Genomic DNA, 20,228 nt, shown 5'->3' with positions numbered 1-20,228 from the left:
CGCTGAAGGCGTGAGTGACGGCGATGCAGGCCAGGCGGAGGAACATGGGCATTGATCATTGCCGACCGCTGTCGTCGGCGCGATAGCGGTGCTGCACTGCACCGACGTAATATTCGGCACCCACAGCTCGGACGTCACGGGTCGCCAGCGTCCACACCGGAACGATTGTCTTGCTTTCGTCAGTCATCGTCTCCCCTTGTTCTCCCACAACAGCCTATGGCTGGCGTCCGACAGGGACGGCAGGAAACTCGTGTATCTAACTACGGGCACCGTCCTCGTGAATTGGCGATTTGACAGACGAAGCGAGCACCGGGCAGCAAGGAGTCAAGGGCTGCGCCCACGCATCGACTGGCGGGCGCAGGCGATTCCCCAAGGCCAGGTGCTGACGGAGTAACCCTCGGGGTACCCATCCAACAACTGGCCGGGCCCCTACGGCGCATCAGGAAGAATGACATGGTGGAACAGGGACTCGTCATCATCGGTCACGAGATCCTGAGAATGGACGCGGCTGTAGAGCGCAACACCAGCATGGGGAAAAGCCGGCGTACCGAGCTGAGGCACCGCCGTAGCTCCTTGTGCTGGGCCCTGCACGTCATGCTGACCGGTGATGTTTCCAGGCCCTCAGGCGCCGAGGTCGAGGCGTTCCTGCGCACTCTGAGGGACTCGGCCGATGAGTCCGGAACTGGGAGGAGTGGACGAGCACGGCGGTCAAGCGGAGGCGTCGAGACTGGCGTGTCAGCCCGGCTGCTTGCCGTAGGCGAACAACGCGACCTCTATCTGGTCCGGCAGGACGTCCGCTTGTCGTGCCTGGTCGTGGACGAAGGACAGATACCGGGTGTAGTCCGGTGTGGTCCACCCGCTTCCGTGCCACTTTTCATCGGGGTTGGCAGACCGTATTGCCCGGGCGACGACACTGTCCAGGATCAACGGCCGCCACGGTCCCGTGGGTTGCTCGTGACCGGTGAAGTACAGCACCTTGGTGAAGAACGCGGGGCCCAGGAACTTGATCCGGTGGTCGTTGTTGAAGGCGTAGTACGCCTCGACGGCTCCCTTCTCCCGCAGCACGCCGAGTACGGTCTCCAGGCGGGCGTCGATGTCCTGGAGCGATGAGTCCTGGAAGATGCGTGCGCGTCGTGCGACCGACTGTGCCTTGGTGCCGGTGCCCCAGATGAGGGCGGCGGTCAGAAGATGTCGGCGACCTTCGACGGTGTCCGAGTGGCGGGCGACAGCGAAGACCGTGCTGCGGTCGACTCTGGTACGGCCGGCCACCGTCGGACAGTCGTCGAGTTCCGGGGGCCACCAGTCGGAGTTCGGCAGGAGAGGCAGCCAGCGGGACCGGTCGAAGGGTATGGCCTGGCCGAGTACGTCCACGCGGCCGGGGACTGAAACTCCTGCGGGCATTGTCGTCACGTTGACTCCTCCATGCTTCGAATGTCTGGTGTCGCCTCGTCAACCTGTGGGGCTCGAAAAGTCATCGTTGCAGGTCAAGCCGCGTACTGGTCTTGGTTGATGACGCCAGTCAGACCCGGTCCGCGGCCCATGACGGGCCGGGATCCCAAGTTGCCGACGCAGCACAGCATTCTCATGCCTCAGCACCGGCAGTTCGGCGTCCTTGGCCCTTGGCCGTGCTGCGGCGCAGTAGGACGCCCGGCACGGATAGCAACGCCCGGGTGACCCGGTACAGCATCGAGACGATCACCGCTGCAGCATCTCAACCACCAGCCTTGGCATTGCCCACCACCCCACCGGCGGCGATGCCTTTACGAGCCCCACAGGTTCCGCAGCCGGATCCGGCACCGCATCCGGCTGCGGATACGGCTTTGAAGCCATGAGCGGACGCATGGGAAATCGCTTGTTTCCCAGGAGGGGCTCGCGTTGTGGACGGCCCGTTTCCGGGATCTCACCGACAGGCGCCGGATCGGTGCTTCGCCGTCCCGCATCCCGGTCGTGTTGTCCTGGCGCACTGCTTCCCCTGTGAAGAGCCGGACTCATGGGAAAGCATCTTGATATCAGGAGGATTTCCGGGCCTCCCGTGGTGCCGGCGGGAGGGGGCGGTGACCGGATCGTTCCATTGGAAAGTACTGTGCGGGGCGGTACTCTCGGTGGTGTGAGTTGTGTGCCAGCGGCCCTGCGGAGGAGAGGTTGACCGTGTCGCCGGAGTTGCCCCGCGATCTTCCGCAACTGCTCAGCAGCGCGGAGCGGTTGATGACCCGCCGGCTGGCTGCCGCGCTGGAGGCCGAGGACTGTTCCGTTGAGGAGTGGCGGGTGCTGTCACTGCTCGCGGACGGGCGCGGGCACGCCATGTCCGATGTCGCCGAGTACGCCCTCATGCCCGCGCCGAGTCTCACCAAGCTGGTCGACCGGCTGGTCTCGGCGGCATTGGCCTACCGTCGCAAGGACCCGGGGGACGGGCGCCGTGTCCTGGTCTATCTCTCCTCGCGCGGCCGGACACGGCACCGGGCCGTCGTCGCGCTGGCACAGCAGGTCGAGGCGCAGGTGCTGGACGGGCTGGCCGGTGTGCGGGAGTTGGCGGACGGGCTGGCGCGGCTGGAGTTCCGGCTGGGGCGGGCGTCGGACCAGGTCAGAGCTGAGCGATGATGTCGAAGTCCAGGGCGTCGGCCCGGGCGAGGTAGAGCCGTTGTTCGAGGTGGTTGCCGCGCAGTCGCAGCGCGCCGCGCGGACCCTCGTAGGAGATCGTCTCCTGCGGTCCCGGTGAGCTCGGCACGGTCAGCGACCCGTGGTGGGCCGCGAGCGCACCGAGCAGCAGGATGCCCTCGAAGCAGGACTCGCCCAGGCTCCCGGCGACCGGGGCCTCGTGGCCGAACCTCCGGGCGTACCGGTGGCTGAAGGACAGGCTCTCCGAGGTCATCAGCGAGTCGAAGTATCCGGCCGTTGCCCACAGCCCCGTGGCCGCCTCCGCTCCGGTGGCGAGCAGCAGGTTCTCGTCCATGTGGGTGCTCAGTCGGACGCAGCGCTGGTGCAGGCCCGCCGCGGTGAACGCCCGGTTGAAGCGGACCGCGTCGTCCCCGAGCAGCAGCATCAGCACCGCGTCCGCCCCGCCGGCCTCGATCCGGCGCATCACGGGGCCGTACTCCTCGGTGGCCAGCGGGATGAACAGTTCGTCCACGACGCCGCCCCCGCACTCGCGGGCGAACCGGCGGGCGGTGTGTGCGGTGACCCGGGGCCAGACGTAGTCGCTTCCCACGGTGCACCAGCGGCGGGCGCCCGTGGCCTCGGCGAGCAGCCGCATCGCCGGGGCCAGCTGCTGGATGTCCGTCTCCCCGGTGAGGAACACGCCGGGGGTCTCCTCACCGCCCTCGTACTGGGCGGTGTAGATGTAGGGCACCCGGTGCGCGATCCGCGGTGCCAGTGCCTGGCGTACCGCGGAGGTGTGCCAGCCGACGACCGCGTCGACCGCTCCGAGCGCGACCAGGCCCTCCACCTCGTCCGCGACCTGCCGCGGTTCGGCACCGCCGTCCACGACGACCAGCCGTACCTCGCGATCCAGGATGCCGCCCGCGGTGTTGAGTTCCTCCACGGCGAGCTGCGCCGAGAGTTCGCAGGCGGGGCCCAAGATCCCGGCCGGGCCGCGCAGGGGAATCACGAGCGCTACGAGCAGCAGGTCCCGTCGGTCCGAACACAGTCGTGCTGCCGTCGCGTGCACAGGGCGCCTCCGGGGGTTTCCACAGTTGACGTCGAGTTCAACCCCGGCGCCCTTGCAGAGGATCTCCCGCCTCGGCGGAGCTTAGACCGGCATACGGGGCTTCACAATCCTCGGAGGTCTGACCTGCCCGACCGGCCCGGGGCAGCAAGTAGTACAGGGCGGGCGCACTGGCCACCATCAGCACGGCGCACAGCAGCCAGGGCAGCGTCTGGTGCTGTCCGTAGACGTACACGCCCGCGGCCGGGCCGACCGCGTACCCGACGGTCTGGCACATGCTCAGGAAGGACAGGTAGACGGGTTCCTGGGAGGGCGGGGCCGCCTCGGTGGCGAAGGCGGCGGCGACCGGGGTCATGAGGACCTCGCCCAGGGTCCAGCTCAGCACTCCGACGACCAGGACGGGCAGCGAGATCCCGGCGAGGTTGACCGCGTACCCCGCGCAGATGCAGACGGTGCCGAGGATCAGGGGGGTGCGGCGCTGCCAGCGTGCGGTGTACCGGGAGAGCGGCACCTCGACCAGGATCACCAGCACCGCGTTGAGGGTCAGCAGCCAGCCGTAGACGTCGGTGGTGTAGCCCGCCTCACGGACCGCCAGGGCCAGTACTCCGGTCTGCTGGGCGTAGACCAGGGAGGCCACGCTCAGCACCATGGCGGCGGCCGCGAACCCAGGTCTCACTCTCGCCCGGACCCTCACGGGTTTCGGGCCCGATTCCGTACGGCGAGTCGTACGCGGCAGGGGCAGGACCAGGAGGGTCGCCACCGTGGCGGCGAGACCGTTGCCGATCAGTACGGCCGCGGGGGACCAGGACAGCAGCAGGGCGCCGAACACCGGTCCCGCGGCAGCCCCCACGTTGAGGCACAGACGGTAGATCGCGAACATGGCGACCCGGCGCTCGGCCGGGACCTCGGTGCCCACCACGGTCTGGGCGAGCGGGGAGTAGGCCTGCACGCCGGCGGAGACGACGGCGGCCAGGGCGACGGTGGGCCCGAAGTCCTGGAGGGCGGCGCAGGCGAACGCGCTGACCGCGGTCGTCGTCCCGGCCAGGAGCAGCGCCGTGCGGACCCCGAGGCGGGCCGCCACCGGCCCGGCGGCCGCGGCACCGAGCACGCCCGCCGTCGCGACCACGATCAGCGCGACGGTGATCTGTCGTGTCCCGTAACCCCGTTCCGCCAGCACCAGGGTGAGGAACAGGACGAAGAAGCCGCCCAGTCGGCTCACGAAGATACCGAGGCAGACCAGCGCGATCGGCTTGGTCATCCCGTCGGTGTACGGGGCAAGCCTCACTCCGACTCCAGCTTGACCAGGATCGACTGGGCCGCGGTGGAGGCGGCGGCAAGTGCGGCGGTGCTGTCGGGGCCGGTGGCGGTGACGTAGCCCAGACGGTCGTTGTTGTTGGTCGGCGGTGCGAGGACGTCGCCCGGGCCGACGTACAGGGAGACCTCCTCCACCCCCGGCACGGCACGGGCCCGATCGATGCCCTCGATGGCCACCACCCGGCCGCCGGGGCTGGGGAGGAAGACGATGGCCGCTCCCCGGGCGGGTTCCGGGATCCGGTAGGGCGGGGTGCCGAGGTACATCTCGACCAGCAGCTCGGTCGGGTCGACGTCGAGTGCGCGGTTGAGGAGATGCGTGATGCGGTCGCCTGCGGGACGGCAGTTCACCTCGATCAGCTTGGGGCCGTCGGCGGTGAGCTTCAGCTCGATGTGTCCGGCTCCGAAGACGTACCCGATGGCCTCCAGGGCCGTGGTGGCGATCCGGCGGCACTCCTGCTCGAGACCTGGTTCGAGTACGGCGGGCAGGGCGTGCCCGGTCTCGTAGAACGAGGGCGGTGGCACCGTCTGCTTCTGCGTGATCGCGAGGAAACGGGTGACGCCGTCGAAGGTGAGGGTCTCCAGGCTGATCTCGGGGCCCTCCAGGTACTCCTCGATCAGGATCTCCTCGGACATCCGCTGGTCGCGCTGGTTGTGCGTGACCTGGTGCAGCGCGGCGACGTGGGACGCCACCTCGTCCGGGCCGTTGCACAGCCGCACCCCGTAACTGCCGCCGTAGTCGACCGGTTTGACGATGCAGGGGAAGCCCTGGGCGACGGCGGCAGCGGCGGCTGCCTCCGGGGTCAGGGCCACGGCGAAGTCCGGCACCGGTACCCCCGCGCGCGAACAGGCCTCGCGCTGCAGGGACTTGATCCGGGCCGCCCGCACCGAGTCGGGCGCCTGGCCCGGCAGGCCCAGGCGGTACGCCGACTCCGCGCCGCTGATCATGTGCCACTCACCGACCGAGATGAGCGCGTCGAGCCCCGGGAGCATGGGGCGCAGCGCGGCGACCACTTGGTCCGGATCGTTGGTCTCGGTACCGACGACGTCGTCGATCAGGCGGGTGTCCAGCTGGAGTTGGCCCGGCAGGACGTACGCGTCGATGTCGCGGGTCACGAACGTGACGCGGTGCCCGGCGCGCTTGGCGGCGGCGATCGCCTCGTAGCCGCTTCCGGTGGTGTTGGTCTCCAGGAACGCGATGTGCGCCATGTGTGCCTCTCGGTTGCCCCTGGGCTTGAGGGGATGCGAGGAGATGTTTCCTGGATGAACTATTTTCTCGATGGGCGGCAACTGTCAACAAGCCGAAGTTTCCAGGAAGTTACGTTTGCTGACAGTGTCATTGAATCGTTGACACGAATTCCGGTGCCCAAATACTTTCTGCGGCAAGTACTTCTGATCGGGAACGGTGTGCATCCATGCGACTGACCGCACGAGAGCAGGAACGTCCGGTCGTCCATGCGGCCGCCGAGGTGGCGCCGCGGCGCGAGGAGCGCGGTGTGGCGCTCAACCACCCGGAGGCGATCGCCGTCCTGACCGCGCACATCCTCGAAGGCGGGCGGGACGGACGGACGGTGGCGGAGCTGATGAAGTCCGGGCGTGCGGTGCTGACCAGGGGGGGACGTGATGGAGGGCAGCGCGGAGACGATCCACGGCGTCCAGGTGGAGGCGACCTTCCCGGACGGCACGAAGCTGGTCACCGTGCACGGGCCGATCGCGTGAGTGCGGGGGAGGGGCCGGACCGCGCGCCCCTGATACCCGGCGAGGTACTGCTGGGTGAGGGTGACGTCGGACTGAACCGGGGCCGTGCGGTGACGGTGGTGGCGGTGGTCAACGCGGCGGACCGGCCGGTGCAGATCGGGTCGCACTACCACTTCGCGGAAGCGAATCCGGCTCTGTCCTTCGACCGGGCGGCGGCCCACGGGAAGCGGCTGAACATTCCGGCCGGCACGGCCGCGCGGTTCGAGCCCGGCGTGCCCGCCGAGGTGGAGCTGATCCCGCTGGGCGGGCGCCGTGAGGTGTTCGGCCTGCGCGGCGAGACGAAGGGGCACCTCGATGACTGAGCGTCAGACCTCCACGGACGAAACCTCGATGGCCGGGTATCAGGCCGCCACGAAGGGAAGCGTTGATGACTGACCGTCGGGCTGCCGGAGCCGGACCCGCGTTGACGGTGCCGCGCACGCGCTACGCCGACCTGTTCGGGCCCACCGCCGGAGACCGGATCCGGCTCGCGGACACGGATCTCCTGATCGAGATCGAGCGGGACCTGAGCGCGGGCGGGGACGAAGCGGTCTTCGGCGGCGGCAAGGTGATCCGGGAGTCGATGGGACAGTCCCGGGTCTCGCGGGCGGAGGGTGCGCCGGACACGGTCATCACCGGTGCGGTCGTACTGGACCACTGGGGTGTGATCAAGGCCGACATCGGCATCCGCGACGGCCGGATCACCGCACTGGGCAAGGCGGGCAACCCGGAGACCATGGACGGAGTCCACCCGGACCTGGTGATCGGCCCGGAGACCGAGATCATCGCGGGCAACGGGCGGATCCTGACCGCCGGTACCGTCGACGCGCACGTCCACTTCGTGTGTCCGCAGAGCGCGGCCGAGGCGCTGGCGGCGGGGACCACCACCATCATCGGCGGCGGGACCGGCCCGGCCGAGGGCAGCAAGGCGACCACCGTCACGCCCGGCAGCTGGCACCTGGCCCGGATGTTCGCGGCGCTGGACGACTTCCCGGTCAACATCGGACTCCTCGGCAAGGGCAACACCACATCCGCCGCGTCGATGCGGGACCAACTGCGCGCGGGCGCAGTCAGTTTCAAGATCCACGAGGACTGGGGGGCGACCCCGGCCGTGATCGACGCCTGTCTGCAGGTGTGCGAGGAGTCGGGCGCGCAGCTGGCGATCCACACCGACACGCTCAATGAAGCGGGTTTCGTGCAGGACACGCTGGCCGCGATCGCAGGACGGGGCGTGCATGCCTACCACACCGAAGGGGCCGGCGGCGGGCACGCGCCGGACATCATCACTGTGGTCTCGCAGCCGAACGTCCTGCCCAGTTCCACCAATCCGACCCGCCCGCACACCGTCAACACCCTCGACGAGCACCTGGACATGCTGATGGTGTGCCACCACCTCAGCCCGAGTGTTCCGGAGGACCTGGCGTTCGCCGAATCGCGGATCCGGCCCTCGACCATCGCCGCGGAGGACGTGCTGCACGACCTGGGCGCGATCTCGATCATCAGCTCGGACGCCCAGGCGATGGGCCGGATCGGTGAGGTGGTGCTGCGCACCTGGCAGACCGCCCACGTGATGAAGCGCCGCCGCGGTTCCCTGGCCGGAGACGGGCGCGCGGACAATCTGCGGGCGCGCCGCTACGTCGCCAAGTACACCATCAACCCGGCCGTGGCCCAGGGCCTGGACGGCGAGATCGGCTCGGTCGAGCGGGGCAAGCTCGCCGATCTGGTGCTGTGGAACCCGGCGTTCTTCGGGGTCGGACCGGAACTGGTGATCAAGGGCGGCCAGATCGCGTACGCGCAGATGGGCGATGCCAACGCCTCCATCCCCACTCCGCAACCTGTCCTGCCCCGCCCGATGTTCGGCGCCCACGGTCGCGCCCCGGCCGCCGGCTCGCTGAACTTCGTCACCGAGACGGCCCTGGGGGACGGGCTGCCCGAGCGGCTGGCCGGGCAGCTGGGCGTCGGCAAGGCGTTCACCGCGATCCGCTCCACCCGCGGTGTCACCAAGGACCACCTGCACGAGAACACCGCCAGGCCCGAGGTCGCCGTCGACCCCGACACCTTCACCGTCCGCATCGACGGTGAGGTGGCCGAAGCCCACCCGGCCAGTGAACTCCCCATGGCCCAGCGCTACTTCCTCTTCTGACTCTTGTGGTCCGGCCGCTCCGAGTTCCGATCCGGCCCTCGCCGAGCCCCCACCTCCTGCAAGGAGTGCTGATGATCCTTACCGGAAGCGAGATCGCGCGGGAACGCACGAACCAACGCATCACCATCGAGCCGTTCACCCCTGAGCAGGTCAATCCGAACAGCTACAACTTCCGCCTCGGCAGCCGGCTCAGGGTCTACTCGGAGATGCCGCTCGACCCGCGCCGGGAGAACGCCTGCGTCGATATCGAGATGACCGCCGACGGCTACGTCCTGGAGCCGGGCCGGCTCTACCTCGCCCATACCCAGGAGGTGCTGGGCAGCCGCCACTATGCGCCGACCTTCGCCGCGCGCTCCTCCGTCGCCCGGCTCGGGCTGTTCATCAACCTCTCGGCCAGCCTGGGGGACATCGGCTACGAGGGGCAGTGGACCCTTCAGCTCTACACGATGAACCGGGTGCGGGTGTACCCGGGCATGACCATCGGCCAGATGATGTGGTGGCGCCCGCAGGGCGAGATCGAGCTGTACGACGGCAAGTACCAGGGCGCTGTCGGCCCTCGCTCCAGTGACATCCACAAGGACTTCGACCGGCAGCTGTCCCGGCAGCGGCTGCCCGGGCTCAGCGCCGACGTGGGCCCGGCGGACGTCGGCCACAAGTTTGCCTCGCTCGCAGAGGCCTCCCGGGCGTTCCGGGTACCGACCGCCTTTGCCGTCCCCGCCGGGGAGTTCGTCCAGGCGATCGGCCCCGAGGCCCGCGGCCCGCTCCGCGCCCTGTTCGAGGAGATGCGGGCCACGGTCGGCGCGTTCTTCACCGAGGTCACGGCCGGGATCGAGGCGGCGGTGGCGGACCTGGCCATGCCGCGGGACCTGCGCAACCTGCTCACCGCCCGGCTGGCCGATGTGTTCGGTGATCCGGCGGGGGCCGAGTTCGCGGTCCGCTCCTCCGGACTCGCCGAGGACGGCACCAGCAGCAGCCTGGCCGGGATCCATCGCAGCGTGCTGGGCGTGCGCGGGGCCGACGGGGTGATCGCGGCCGTGGAGGAGTGCTGGCGTTCCTACTACGCGGGCTCGGCGGTCGCGGCCCGGGTACGGGCCGGGGACTTCGACCCGGAACCCCGGCTCGCGGTGATCGTTCAGCGGCTGGTCCGTCCGAGGCTGGCCGGTGTGGCCTTGACCGGGCTCGACAGCGCCTCGGACGCCGTGGAGATCGAGTACACCGAAGGGCTGGCCGAGGAACTGGTCGCGGGAGTGGCGGTGCCCATGCGGGCCTCGGCCGTCCCCGGCGACGTGCTCGACGAGCCGGTCCTACAGGAAGTAGCCGACGCCTGCCGGGAGTTGCGGGCCCTGCGCGGCTGCGAGGTGGACGTGGAGTGGGCCGCGGACGCCGAAGGCCTGCACATCGTCCAGGTGCGTCCGGTGACCGCCCGCCGGTCGGCCGACCACGGCGGCGCACCGGCCGTAATCTGGTCCACCAGGCTCTACTTCGAGGACCCGCCCGCCGGCACACACCTCGGTGACGTCGCAGAGGTGTACGCCGGGTACACCGCGAAGCGCGGTCCCGCGCACCGGCTGGCGGAGGAGCTGGGCCTCGCGGTCGGCGCGGGCTGGCTGATCGGTTTCACCGCACGGAACCTGTCCACCTCCGAGGGCCGGGAGCGGATACGGCGCCTGCTGGCGACCGGCGCCGGCACCGAGTGCGTCCTGGACTTCGGCGCCACGCTGCGGCAGATCGTGCTCCCCAAGGATCAGGTGCCGGACCGGCTCGACGAGATCACCCGCGGCACAGCGGCTGCGGACCAGCCGCAGGCGGTGGTGGTACGGGACTTCATCCGCGGCGAGCTCGGCCTGATCACCCGCCGGTCCGGGGCCGACCTGCTGGTCGAGTACACCCCCGACGGACTGCTCGCCCTCAACCGCGGTATGGCGGGCGCCCGTTCGTTCGTCTGGCACCCCGAGGGCGGGGAAGGCGACGTCCCGCCCGCACTGGTCGCTCATCTGGAACGGATGGCGGCTTTCACCGGCCGTATGCACGACCGGTACGGCGACGCCACGGTGGAGTGGGTGTTCGCCGACGGTGCGCCGTACTTCGTGGACTACTCGCTGCTCGCCGGAGACCTGTTGTCCGGCGAGCGCGGCACGCTGGTCTCCGCGGGGTCGGCACGCGGACCGCTGCTTTCGCTGGCCGACGACGAACTGCTCGGCCGGCTCTCGGTCGGGCCCGCGGTGAGCGTGGACCGCAGCAAGGACGTCACCGAGCACACCGAGATCACCCGTCTGCTGGAGAAGATCCAGGCCATGCCCGCCCCGCCGGTGGTGCGGGTCGGCCGTCCCTACGCGGTGCTCTCGGTCCTGATCGGGGCGGTGGCCGGCTTCGTCTTCGACGAGGGCTCGGTCCTCTGCCATCTCGCCATCCTGCTGCGCGAGGCCAAGGTCCCGGCGCTGGTCGCGGACCTCGGCGCGCTGCCGGACGGCGGCGAAGCCGTCATCAGCGACGGTGCGATCACCGTTGCCGGAAGGAGCGTTGAGGATGAGCACTGACCAACTGGGCGCCTGGGTCGTACTGGGCGGAGTCCACCTGATCAACGGCACCAGGCGGCGGGCCGACGGCGACCCGGTGGTCCTGGTGCGAGTGGCCCCGCTGGAAGAGGTCCGGCCGAGCACGACCGTGGTCGTCCGCTGGGAGGAACTCGGCACCTGCGAGGTGGTGGCCCTCACCAGCGACGGCCGTCTGCTCGGCAGTGCCCTCGCGCAGGGCGGGGAGTTGTTCCGGGACGGGCTCGCCGGTCCCGGCCTGCGGCCCTTGGTGGGCTCGGCGGGATCGGCTCTCGTACCGCTGTGCTACCTGTCCGAGCACCCCGGCGGCGGCTACCACGCGTATGCGCAGATCCGCGCTCACGCCGAGGACGCCTGCTTCGTCCGCAGTACGGCGGAACCGGTCGGCCACGGTCCGGTGGACGAACTCCACTGGCTGGAAGCCGTCCTGATGGCACATCAGCAATTTGTGCTGCCGCTCGGCAACCACCACCTCTACTTCCGCAACCACTTCAAGGGCACCGAGCTGGAGTACAAGTACACCCTCGACCCGGCCCCGGACATCTGGGAGGCCGGACTGGCGGTGCTGCGGGCGCTGCGGGCCGGTGAAATGCCCGGCTGCCGGCCGGAGTACCGCGAGGACTTCCAGATCTGGTACTACGACAACCACCTCTTCGACGTCCTCGGTCCCGAGTCCGAGCGCGGCTACGCCTCCTTCATCCCCTCCTACGACGGCAAGAACATCCTCAAGCGCAAGTGGTTCGCCGAGGATTCCTTCGCCCGGAGGGAGGAACTCACCCACGGCGTGGACGTCGCCCGCGAGGGCTTCGCCGGCCACCTGGCGGGGGAACTCGGCCTGACCGTCCGGGCCATGCCGCCGTTCCGGCGGGTCCGCTACGACGTCCAGTGCGAGTCGATGCGGACCGGACACATCTACGGCATCTTCTTCGACCACTGCCGTCTGCTCGATGCGCCCGACGTGGTGCTGTCCCAGTGCGAGGTGGAGTACCTCCGTTCCCGCAACGTCCTCGACCACGAGGAGGGCGAGGTGGTGGCGGAGATGGACCGCGTCGACGAGTGGGTGCGCGGCTTCCTCGCCGACCGCGGGTGGGCCAAGGAGCGCACCTTCTACTCCAAGCGCAGCTTCCTGCGTGACGTGGTGGCCGCCCGGCCGGAGCTGGAGCCCCGCCTGTGACGGTGTACTGGCTGGTCTGGGACGCGGCGGCGCACTGGATCGTGGAGCGGCTGACCGCGGAGGGCGCGCTGCCCCACACGGCCCGGCTGCGAGCCGCCGGGATCAGCGCGGCGGCGCGTCCGCCGGCCCCCAACTGCCAGACTCCGCCTTCGCTGGCCACGCTGTTCACCGGCAGCTGGCCGGAGCGGCACGGCGTCACCGGCTTCCGGATCCCCGGCACCGGCGGCGCGGTCGAGGAGTCGTCGGCCGCCTTCGCGCCGGGCCGTTGCGTCGCGCCGACCGTGTGGCGGACGGCCGCCGAGGCCGGGCTGCGCACCGCGGCCGTGCACGTCCCCTGGACGATCGGCGCCGACGGACGGGCCGAGCCGGGCGTCGACGTGGCGGTGGAGGCGTACGGCGACCGGATCGACCGGCAGGCCGCGCTGCCGCTCACTGGTGGTCACCAGCACTTCGCGGTCGGCCCCCACCCGCTCGACGTGGCACCCGAGGGCGACCGGATCCGGGTCGGCTGCGAGGAGCGATCCGTGACGCTGGGGGAGCGGGACACGGAGTGGCGGCCACTGCGACTGGGCACCGACAGCGGAGTCTGGCTGCGCATGGTCGCGATCGGCGGGCAACGGGTACTGCTGCGGACCGGCGCCTGGCGGCCGAGGGTGGTGGGCCGGGACCGTACGCTGACCGAGGCGCTCACCGCAGGTGAGGGGCTGCCCGTCTTCGCCGGGGAGGGAATCGGCCCCGCCTACCGGGCGAGGCTGCTCGGGCCCCGGCTCGTGGACGGCGGCGACGGCTCGGCGGAGGACCTCTTCCTCTCCTCGGTGGCCTGCGTGCACCGCTCCTTCGAGGCCCCGGCGCGCACGGTGCTGGCGCGGCACACCGCCGACCTGGTCGTGATCTATCTGCCCACCACCGACGACCTGGGCCACGAGCTGATCGGCTGGTGCGATCCGAAGAGCGCCGCGCACCGCCCGGACGTGGCGGAGCAGATCTGGCGCCGCGTCAGAACCTGCTACCGATGGGCGGACCGGCTGCTCGGAGAGGTACTCGACCGCGCCGGCGACAGCGACACCGTGCTGCTGGGAGCGGACCACGGGATCGCCGGTACGGCCTGGGCGGTGCACCCCAACGAGGCACTGATCGCGGCCGGACTCGCGGCCCGGACTCCCGACGGAGCCCTCGACCCCGGGCGGTCCTCGGTGCTCTACCACCCGGCGGACAACGGTTCGCTCTGGGTCAACCACCAGGATCTGCCCGGGGGGCTGGTCCCGCGCTCCGCCGCCGGCGCGCTGCTGGACCGGGCCGAGTCGGTGCTGCGCGCCGTGACCGAGCCGGGCGGTGGCCGTCCCGTGACCGCCGGCTTCGCCCCCTCGCCGGGCGGTGATCCGACGGTGGTGCGCCATGTGCTGTTCGACCCCGATTTCCTGCCCACGGCCGGCCTCCGGTCCGATCAGGCACTGATCGCCCCCTCCCGCAAGCCCGCCGCCCACATCACCAACAACGGCGACCCCCGGCTGCACGCGGTGTTCGCCGCACGCGGCCCCGGCCTTTCGCCCGGCGTCGACCTCGGAACCGTCGACAACACCGTCCCGGCCCACGTAGTCCTGCGCCAACTCGGTCTGAGCCCGAACGGCCGTCCCCGTCAGCCACTCTCCGAACCCACTGCGAGGCGTGTGTGCACCGCTACCTGAACTTCCTCGGCACCACTCTGCACTTCGACATCGACGGCGAGGCGGAGAAGGCCTTCGAGCCGGTGGCCCGCTTCTTCCGCCACACTCTGGGCGACCGTCCGACGAACGAACCCACTTTTCACATCACCTTCGTCCCCTACGACCCCGCCGCCCGCCCTCCGTCCGGCCGGCCCGTGGTGATCCGGCAGAGCACGGCCCCGGAGTTCACCTTCCACGCGCTCCTGTCCCGGTACGAGGACCGCCTCGTCTACGCCAACGAGCACACCCGTTTGGACGTTCCCGTGGACGCCGCGGTGGACCAGCGGTTCGAGGCCGGCATCACCGATGAATCCGTGTGCCAACTGATGGACTTCATCCGGGACCTGGTCATCCGCACCGAGGAGACCCGCGGGACCGTCGTTCTGCACGCCTCCGGGGTCCGCCGCGACGGGCGTGCCTACGCGATCGCCGGCCCCAAGGGCGCGGGCAAGACCACCACCCTGGTTTCGGTACTGAGCCGACCCGGCTGGCAGTACTTCACCGGCGACAAGCTGTTCTGCCGGATCGAGGACGGCGGCATCACCGCCACTCCCTGGCGCGACTACCCCTATGTGGGCGCCGGGACGCTGCGTGAACACCCGGCGCTCGTCGACTGGGTGCGCATCAACACGGGCCTCGACGCCGCCGCACTGCCCGACCGCAGGAAGCTGTTGTTGGACGCGGACGCCTTCGAGGCCTGGCTGGGCTCGGAGTTCACCCCCGAGCCGCACCGGCTGGCCGGAATCCTGCTTCCCGAGGTCCGCCCCGGCGAGCCGTTCGCGGCCGAGCGCGTCGAGGAGGAGCCCGCGCGCTGGATGGAGCTGAACCGGATCGTGGACCGCGCCGTCGACACCACGTTCTTCGGCTGGCAGCACTACCTGGTACCGGACTACGCGGCCTTCTACGCGACCTTGTCGACGATGCGGCCCTACCTGGCCGACCTGTCGATGCTCCGCCTGACCGGCACCCTGGACGTGGACCTCGACGTGGTGCTGGCGGAGCCGTCATGAGCGCACCTCAGCTGCGGATCGCGGTGATCGGGCATTCTGGCAGCGGCAAGTCCACCTGTGCGGCGGTGCTGCGGGAGTATGCCGCCGACCGGGGTCTCGGCTTCGCCCGGATCGCGCTGGCGCGGCCCCTGTACGAACTGCAGGACCGCGTCTACGCCGCTGCGGGCGCCCCGCTCCGGGTGGACGCCCAGGACCAGGTGCTGATGGAGGACCTGGCGGGCCATCTGCGTCGGCTCAACCCGTGCGCCCTGGCCGACGACTTCGCGGCCAGGCTCGCCCGCTGCCCGGCTGATCTCGTGGTCAACGACGACCTGCGCGACCCCGTCGTCGACGCCCCGGCACTACGAGCGCTGGGATTCCGAATCCTCCGGATCACCTGCGACGAGCAGCTGCGGCTCGGCCGGCTCACCGCCCGGGCCGACCTCACCCGCGCCGACGGCTCGACGCGGAACCTGGACCTGATCGATCCGGACGTCGTGATCGACAACAGTGAGGGGCCGGCCGCCTATCGCTCGGCGATCCATGCCACTGTCCTTTCGCTGCACGGGAGTTGTGCGCTGTGATCCTCACCGGACCGGAGATCGCCCGTGCAGTGGCCGAGGGCGAGATCCACATCGACGACTTCGAACCCGCCCGGCTCGAACCCAACTCCTACGGATTCCGGCTGGCCCCGGAACTCCTGGTGTACGACCGGGAGATGCTGGACAGCAGACGCGCCCCGGACTGCAGCACCATCACCATGGACGCCGCCGGAGTGGTGCTGGAGCCCGGCCGGTTCTACCTCGGCAGCACCATGGAGGTCATGGGCAGCCCGCACTACGCGGCCACCCTCTACGCCTGCCGTTCTGTCTCCACCCTCGGCGTGTGGATCCAGTTCTCCGCCCCGCTCGGGCACAGCGGCGCGCTCTTCCCCTGGACGCTGGAGATCACCGTCGCCAACCCGGTCCGGCTCTACCCGGGGATGTGCGTCGGCAAGCTCGCCTTCTGGGCCATGCAGGGCGAACCGCTCCTCTACGACGGCAAGTACACGGGTTCGACCGCGGCGGTCGCCTCCCGGCTCAGCGAGGACCTCGCCGTCCTTGCCACGACGGAGGGCAGCTGAGGTGGCATCAGGAACGGGCGCCCCGGGGCGGCTGCTCGGCACCGCCGAACTGCGCGAGCTGTCCCGGCGCAGGCCCGGGCGGGCCGCACTCGCCATGGCCCGGCAGTGGGCGGTGATCCTCGCGGCCGCGGCGGGAGCGGTCTACTGGGACCGCTGGTACGGGTATCCGCTCGCCGTCGTAGTCATCGCGACCCGCCAGCACGCGCTGGCGGTGCTGATGCACGACGGCGCGCACCGGCTGCTGTTCGCCGACCGAAGGGTGAACGACCTGGTCAGTGATCTGCTGCTGGCCTTCCCCCTGTTCATCAGCACGACCCTGTACCGACGGCACCACCTGGAACACCACCGCTACCTCAACACCGACCGCGACCCCGACCACGACCCGACCGCGATCGACAACACCACCCACGACTGGATCCGGCTGTTCGCGGCGGACGCGGTCGCGCTGAACCTCGTCAGGACCGTCGGCACCCTGGACCAGTTCTCGCTGCTCCCGGTCCTGCGCGGGGACCGCACGGTGGCGCAGGCGATGGGCCGTGCCCGGTGCGCCCTGTTTTTCGGCGGGCTCGTCGCACTGGCGGTGGTTCTGGTGGCGACCGGGTGGTGGCTGCCGTATCTCCTGTTGTGGATCGTGCCGATGATCACCGCGCTGAGCATGATCCTGCGGCTGCGCGACATGGCCGAGCACGTGGGCTGCGAGGAGGACGCCGGGATCGGCGGCACCCGCTCGGTGCTCGCCGGGGTCCTGGAACGGGCCCTGTTCTCCCCGTGCAGGATCAACTATCACCTGGCGCACCACCTCTATCCCAGCGTCCCCTGCTACAACCTGGCCGACCTGCACCGCCGGCTCATGGAGCACCAGGCCGTCCGCGACCAGGCCCGGATCTCGCACTCCTACCTCTTCGGCCCGTCCAGCGTGTTGCGGCACGTCGCCGAGGCCCGCGCGCTGCGGTACGCCACCCCCACCCCACGGATCGAGGAACCCGATGGCCATCACGCCTGAGACGCGACTGCGCCATGTCGACACCTTCCTGGCCTCGCGTGGACTGACCCCCGACGGACTGGAGAGCCTGCTGACCGGCAGGACCGGCCCGGCCCGGCACTTCCTGCTCACCAGTTCCCCGGTGCATGGGCTGGCCAACGCCACCAGCGACGTGGACTTCATCCGGATCCAGTCCGAACCGATGGCGGGCGCCCGCATGGCGACCCAGCTCTTCGAGGGCTCCGACCACCTCGAAGCCATCTCCTTCGCCGAGGACGAGGCCGCCGCGGCGCTCGCCGACCTTCGCACGCTGGCGGACGCCGATCCGCGCCGATCCGTGCTCGCGTATCGCGGCTGGGACACACAGCACGAGCTGCGCCGCAAGTACCTGGAGCGGATGGTCAACGGCGTGGCCCTGAACCGGACCCTGCCCTATCTGGACCACCTGCCGGAGCTGGCCCGGCTGTGGAAGTGGTCCTCCCTGCACACCGCCACCGAACAGGTCCTGTTCCTGTCGCTGGCCGAGGCGGCCGGCGAGCGCCGCGGACGCGTGGGTTACGCGGTCAACGCGCTTCTCCACCTGATGGACGCCGTGCTCTCGCACCACCTGGACGTCTACTCCAACCGCAAGTGGTTCCTGCTGCGCTGGACCCGCTTTCGCGAGCGGCACGGCACGGAGCCGGTCGTGGCCGCCGTAGACGCTCTGCGCACACCCGTTTCCGAGGCGCTCGCGGGCAAGGACGGCGGCCCGCTGGCTCCCGCCCTGACCGCCCTGCTCACCGAGGTCCACGCCGTCGCCGGTGAGGGGCACGCGCCGACGCTCACCGTGGAACCCGTCGGCGAGCCGGTCCGGCGGCGTTTCCTGCCCGGGGCCGACATGCTGCTGGGCGCGAGCACCGCCTTCCTCGGTCAGGACCCGCTGCCCACCGGCGAGATCCCCTTCGCCGATCTGCCGGAGGGTATCGGAGCCCCCGCCGACCTGTTGCGCGCCGCCCGAGCCGGTGCGGTGACGCTGCTTCCGGTCTGACCGTCCGTCGCATTCACCTGTTGAAGGAGCCTGATGGAACTCGCCCTCTTCCCCGGCGTGCGGGCCGGCCGCGGCCTGCCCCCCGAGGCCGCGGTCCGGGCCTGGGCCACCGTGGCCTGGCTGATGTCTGTCGACGGCCGTGCCTACGTCGAAGACCTCGAAGGCGGCGTGCGGCAGCCGCAGTTGCGCCAGGTCGTCAAACTCCGGCTGCTGGAGCTGCTGTCCGAGATGGACACCCGGCTGACCGGTGCCGAACCCGCCGGGGAGGGCCACCAGCTCGCCCTGGCCCTGGAGTACGGCCTGCACGAGGTCTGCCGGGCCACCGGCCCGGAGCTGACCCAACTCTTCGCCCTGGACCAGGAGTTCGGTGGCGACGACGTCGACGACACCGGAGTGCGCGAGCTCTGGGACGGTCTGTGCGAGGCCTTCCCGGGGCAGATACCCGACCCGTTGGTGGCGAGCGGACAGAGCGAGGTGCTGCGGGCCCTGCGCAACTGGTCCAAGCTGTGCACCGCCGCCGGCACCGACGCCGCGTTCCTCGAACCGTTCCTCAAGGATGCGTGAGATGGGGTTCGTCGAGCGTTACGGCGCCGCGTTCGGCCGTTCCAAGGCACTGCTGTTGCGCATGTCGGGCCTGCTGGCCGCCGAGCAGGAGGCCCAGGGCGCCTGGATCGGCGACACCGAAGGGCGCCGCCGGCTGGACTTCGGCTCCTTCGGCGTCCATCTGATCGGCCACCGCCACCCGGAGATCGTGGCGGCGGCCCGGGACCAGCTGGAGCACATGGGGCTGTCGGGGAAGGTCCTCGGCAACGCCGAGGCGACCCGGTGCGCCGAGGCACTGATCGACATCGCACCCGACGGCCTCGACCAGGTCGCCTTCGCCAACAGCGGTGCCGAGGCGGTGGAGATGGCGATGAAGATGGCTGCCCTCTCCACCGGCCGCACCGAGTTCGCCGCCCTGCGCGGCTCGTACCACGGCAAGACCGCGGGCGCCCTGCACCTGTCCGACACCTACGCGGTGCGCTCGCCGGTGCCCCTGGCGGCGAAGGTGCACTTCCTGGAGCCGGGGAACATCGACCAGGCACGCAGGGTGCTTACCCGGGGGACGGTCGCGGCGGTCTTCGCCGAACCGGTCCAGGGCGAGGGCGGGGTGCTGCCGGTCGACCCGGACCACCTCGCCGCCCTGCGCGACCTGTGCCACGAGACCGGCACCCTGCTCGCACTGGACGAGATCCAGACCGGCCTCGGCCGCTGCGGCCGGATCTGGCGCTCGGCCGACGACTGCCCGCCGGACCTGCTGTTGGTCGGCAAGGCCCTGGGCGGCGGCCTGGTCCCGACGGCAGCGGTCGTGTACTCCGGCGCCCGGATCGGCGGCGCGGCCGGCGACCCCGTGGTGCTGGCCTCCTCCTTCGCCGGCGGCGCACTGGCCGGGCGGGTCGGCGCCGCGGTGGTCGAACTGGTCCGCCAGGACGGCTTCCTGGACGATGTACGCCGGCTCGGCGAGTCCGCCCGCAAGGGGCTCGGCGAGTTGCTCGGCACCGACCCGAGGATCCGCGGGATACGCGGAGAGGGACTGATGATCGGGCTTGAGGCGGCCTCACCCGGCATCGCCGGCCAGGTCCTCCTGGAGGCCGCCAAACGCGGTGTCCTGCTCAGCTTCTGCCTCAGCGCCCCGCAGGTCCTGCGGGTCTATCCCCCCGCGGTGATCGGCCAGGACGACCTCGACCGCGGGCTTGAAACCATCGCCGCCGCGGTCGCCGCCGTATCCGACACGCCCGCGGCACAGCACAACTGACCTGCCGTCACACTTCGAGAGGGGCCGCACC

The 20,228-nt window shown here is 70.5% G+C and carries 18 protein-coding genes and 1 pseudogene; 14 read left to right on the top strand and 5 right to left on the bottom strand.

Going from position 1 to position 20,228, the window contains the following annotated elements; translation table 11 throughout:
- Positions 1 to 55: 55 nt before the first annotated feature.
- Together AB0J02_RS22200 and AB0J02_RS22195 are read right to left on the bottom strand one after the other, a co-directional pair.
- Positions 56 to 187 carry a hypothetical protein gene (locus AB0J02_RS22200; RefSeq protein ID WP_363195448.1) on the bottom strand — a complete coding sequence of 44 codons (132 nt, stop codon included), beginning with the start codon at positions 185 to 187 and terminating at the stop codon, positions 56 to 58.
- 548 nt (positions 188 to 735) lie between these two features.
- Positions 736 to 1,401, bottom strand: coding sequence for a hypothetical protein (locus AB0J02_RS22195; protein ID WP_363195464.1), 666 nt, complete (start codon positions 1,399 to 1,401; stop codon positions 736 to 738).
- 747 nt (positions 1,402 to 2,148) lie between these two features.
- Between AB0J02_RS22195 and AB0J02_RS22190 the strand changes: the two genes are divergently transcribed.
- Entirely contained in the window at positions 2,149 to 2,598 is a 450-nt protein-coding gene (locus AB0J02_RS22190) for a MarR family transcriptional regulator (protein ID WP_363195447.1), read from the top strand.
- Here the strand turns inward: AB0J02_RS22190 and AB0J02_RS22185 are convergent.
- From AB0J02_RS22185 to AB0J02_RS22175, 3 genes are read right to left on the bottom strand one after another with little or no spacing between them, the layout of a single operon-like run.
- Positions 2,582 to 3,664, bottom strand: coding sequence for a substrate-binding domain-containing protein (locus AB0J02_RS22185; RefSeq protein ID WP_363195446.1), 1,083 nt, complete (start codon positions 3,662 to 3,664; stop codon positions 2,582 to 2,584). The genes AB0J02_RS22190 and AB0J02_RS22185 overlap by 17 nt on opposite strands.
- A 37-nt stretch (positions 3,665 to 3,701) precedes the next feature.
- Positions 3,702 to 4,919, bottom strand: a complete 1,218-nt coding sequence (locus AB0J02_RS22180) for an MFS transporter (protein ID WP_363195445.1) — start codon at positions 4,917 to 4,919, stop codon at positions 3,702 to 3,704.
- 23 nt (positions 4,920 to 4,942) lie between these two features.
- Positions 4,943 to 6,181: an ATP-grasp domain-containing protein gene (locus tag AB0J02_RS22175; RefSeq protein WP_363195444.1), complete on the bottom strand. Its 1,239-nt coding sequence runs from the start codon at positions 6,179 to 6,181 to the stop codon at positions 4,943 to 4,945.
- 206 nt (positions 6,182 to 6,387) lie between these two features.
- On the opposite strand from AB0J02_RS22175, the pseudogene AB0J02_RS22170 reads away from it, so the two are divergent.
- The 13 genes and pseudogenes from AB0J02_RS22170 to AB0J02_RS22110 all read left to right on the top strand — a co-directional run bounded on the left by AB0J02_RS22170 (position 6,388) and on the right by AB0J02_RS22110 (position 20,197).
- Positions 6,388 to 6,691 (top strand): annotated as a pseudogene (locus AB0J02_RS22170) (urease subunit gamma).
- A 29-nt stretch (positions 6,692 to 6,720) separates the two neighbouring features.
- On the top strand, positions 6,721 to 7,032 hold the full coding sequence (locus AB0J02_RS22165; RefSeq protein ID WP_363195463.1) for an urease subunit beta: 312 nt from the start codon (positions 6,721 to 6,723) through the stop codon (positions 7,030 to 7,032).
- Between the two features lie 65 nt (positions 7,033 to 7,097).
- Positions 7,098 to 8,852, top strand: a complete 1,755-nt coding sequence (locus AB0J02_RS22160) for an urease subunit alpha (RefSeq protein WP_363195443.1) — start codon at positions 7,098 to 7,100, stop codon at positions 8,850 to 8,852.
- A gap of 71 nt (positions 8,853 to 8,923) precedes the next feature.
- On the top strand, positions 8,924 to 11,389 hold the full coding sequence (locus AB0J02_RS22155; RefSeq protein WP_363195442.1) for a PEP/pyruvate-binding domain-containing protein: 2,466 nt from the start codon (positions 8,924 to 8,926) through the stop codon (positions 11,387 to 11,389).
- Complete coding sequence (locus AB0J02_RS22150) at positions 11,379 to 12,578, top strand: hypothetical protein (RefSeq protein WP_363195441.1); 1,200 nt, start codon at positions 11,379 to 11,381, stop codon at positions 12,576 to 12,578. Before AB0J02_RS22155 ends, AB0J02_RS22150 begins: the two co-directional genes overlap by 11 nt.
- On the top strand, positions 12,575 to 14,263 hold the full coding sequence (locus AB0J02_RS22145; protein ID WP_363195440.1) for an alkaline phosphatase family protein: 1,689 nt from the start codon (positions 12,575 to 12,577) through the stop codon (positions 14,261 to 14,263). The genes AB0J02_RS22150 and AB0J02_RS22145 overlap by 4 nt, the downstream gene beginning before the upstream one ends.
- Complete coding sequence (locus tag AB0J02_RS22140; RefSeq protein WP_363195439.1) at positions 14,248 to 15,291, top strand: hypothetical protein; 1,044 nt, start codon at positions 14,248 to 14,250, stop codon at positions 15,289 to 15,291. Before AB0J02_RS22145 ends, AB0J02_RS22140 begins: the two co-directional genes overlap by 16 nt.
- Positions 15,288 to 15,854 carry a hypothetical protein gene (locus tag AB0J02_RS22135; RefSeq protein ID WP_363195438.1) on the top strand — a complete coding sequence of 189 codons (567 nt, stop codon included), beginning with the start codon at positions 15,288 to 15,290 and terminating at the stop codon, positions 15,852 to 15,854. Before AB0J02_RS22140 ends, AB0J02_RS22135 begins: the two co-directional genes overlap by 4 nt.
- Positions 15,851 to 16,393, top strand: coding sequence for a deoxycytidine triphosphate deaminase (locus tag AB0J02_RS22130; protein WP_363195437.1), 543 nt, complete (start codon positions 15,851 to 15,853; stop codon positions 16,391 to 16,393). The genes AB0J02_RS22135 and AB0J02_RS22130 overlap by 4 nt, the downstream gene beginning before the upstream one ends.
- A 1-nt stretch (position 16,394) precedes the next feature.
- Complete coding sequence (locus AB0J02_RS22125; protein WP_363195436.1) at positions 16,395 to 17,396, top strand: fatty acid desaturase family protein; 1,002 nt, start codon at positions 16,395 to 16,397, stop codon at positions 17,394 to 17,396.
- The gene (locus AB0J02_RS22120) at positions 17,380 to 18,402 is read left to right on the top strand and encodes a DUF6001 family protein (protein WP_363195435.1); all 1,023 of its coding nucleotides are present in this window, start codon (positions 17,380 to 17,382) and stop codon (positions 18,400 to 18,402) included. The genes AB0J02_RS22125 and AB0J02_RS22120 overlap by 17 nt, the downstream gene beginning before the upstream one ends.
- Positions 18,403 to 18,435: 33 nt before the next feature.
- Positions 18,436 to 18,966: a DUF6031 family protein gene (locus tag AB0J02_RS22115; protein ID WP_363195434.1), complete on the top strand. Its 531-nt coding sequence runs from the start codon at positions 18,436 to 18,438 to the stop codon at positions 18,964 to 18,966.
- A 1-nt stretch (position 18,967) separates the two neighbouring features.
- The gene (locus AB0J02_RS22110) at positions 18,968 to 20,197 is read left to right on the top strand and encodes an aspartate aminotransferase family protein (RefSeq protein ID WP_363195433.1); all 1,230 of its coding nucleotides are present in this window, start codon (positions 18,968 to 18,970) and stop codon (positions 20,195 to 20,197) included.
- Positions 20,198 to 20,228 lie beyond the last annotated feature (31 nt).

It is taken from the genome of Streptomyces sp. NPDC050264 (genome assembly GCF_040655895.1).
GTDB lineage: Bacteria > Actinomycetota > Actinomycetes > Streptomycetales > Streptomycetaceae > Streptomyces.
Note: the sequence above shows the minus strand (reverse complement) of the source record. Positions and strands in the feature narration are given on the sequence as shown.

Bases quoted from the DNA above. Each gene is read 5' to 3' on its own strand.
- AB0J02_RS22155 (WP_363195442.1), top strand. From the start codon at position 8,924: ATGATCCTTACCGGAAGCGAGATCGCGCGGGAACGCACGAACCAACGC.
- AB0J02_RS22110 (WP_363195433.1), top strand. From the start codon at position 18,968: ATGGGGTTCGTCGAGCGTTACGGCGCCGCGTTCGGCCGTTCCAAGGCA.
- AB0J02_RS22200 (WP_363195448.1), bottom strand. From the start codon at position 187: ATGACTGACGAAAGCAAGACAATCGTTCCGGTGTGGACGCTGGCGACC.
- AB0J02_RS22115 (WP_363195434.1), top strand. From the start codon at position 18,436: ATGGAACTCGCCCTCTTCCCCGGCGTGCGGGCCGGCCGCGGCCTGCCC.
- AB0J02_RS22175 (WP_363195444.1), bottom strand. From the start codon at position 6,181: ATGGCGCACATCGCGTTCCTGGAGACCAACACCACCGGAAGCGGCTAC.
- AB0J02_RS22120 (WP_363195435.1), top strand. From the start codon at position 17,380: ATGGCCATCACGCCTGAGACGCGACTGCGCCATGTCGACACCTTCCTG.
- AB0J02_RS22160 (WP_363195443.1), top strand. From the start codon at position 7,098: ATGACTGACCGTCGGGCTGCCGGAGCCGGACCCGCGTTGACGGTGCCG.
- AB0J02_RS22195 (WP_363195464.1), bottom strand. From the start codon at position 1,401: ATGCCCGCAGGAGTTTCAGTCCCCGGCCGCGTGGACGTACTCGGCCAG.
- AB0J02_RS22180 (WP_363195445.1), bottom strand. From the start codon at position 4,919: ATGACCAAGCCGATCGCGCTGGTCTGCCTCGGTATCTTCGTGAGCCGA.
- AB0J02_RS22150 (WP_363195441.1), top strand. From the start codon at position 11,379: ATGAGCACTGACCAACTGGGCGCCTGGGTCGTACTGGGCGGAGTCCAC.
- AB0J02_RS22135 (WP_363195438.1), top strand. From the start codon at position 15,288: ATGAGCGCACCTCAGCTGCGGATCGCGGTGATCGGGCATTCTGGCAGC.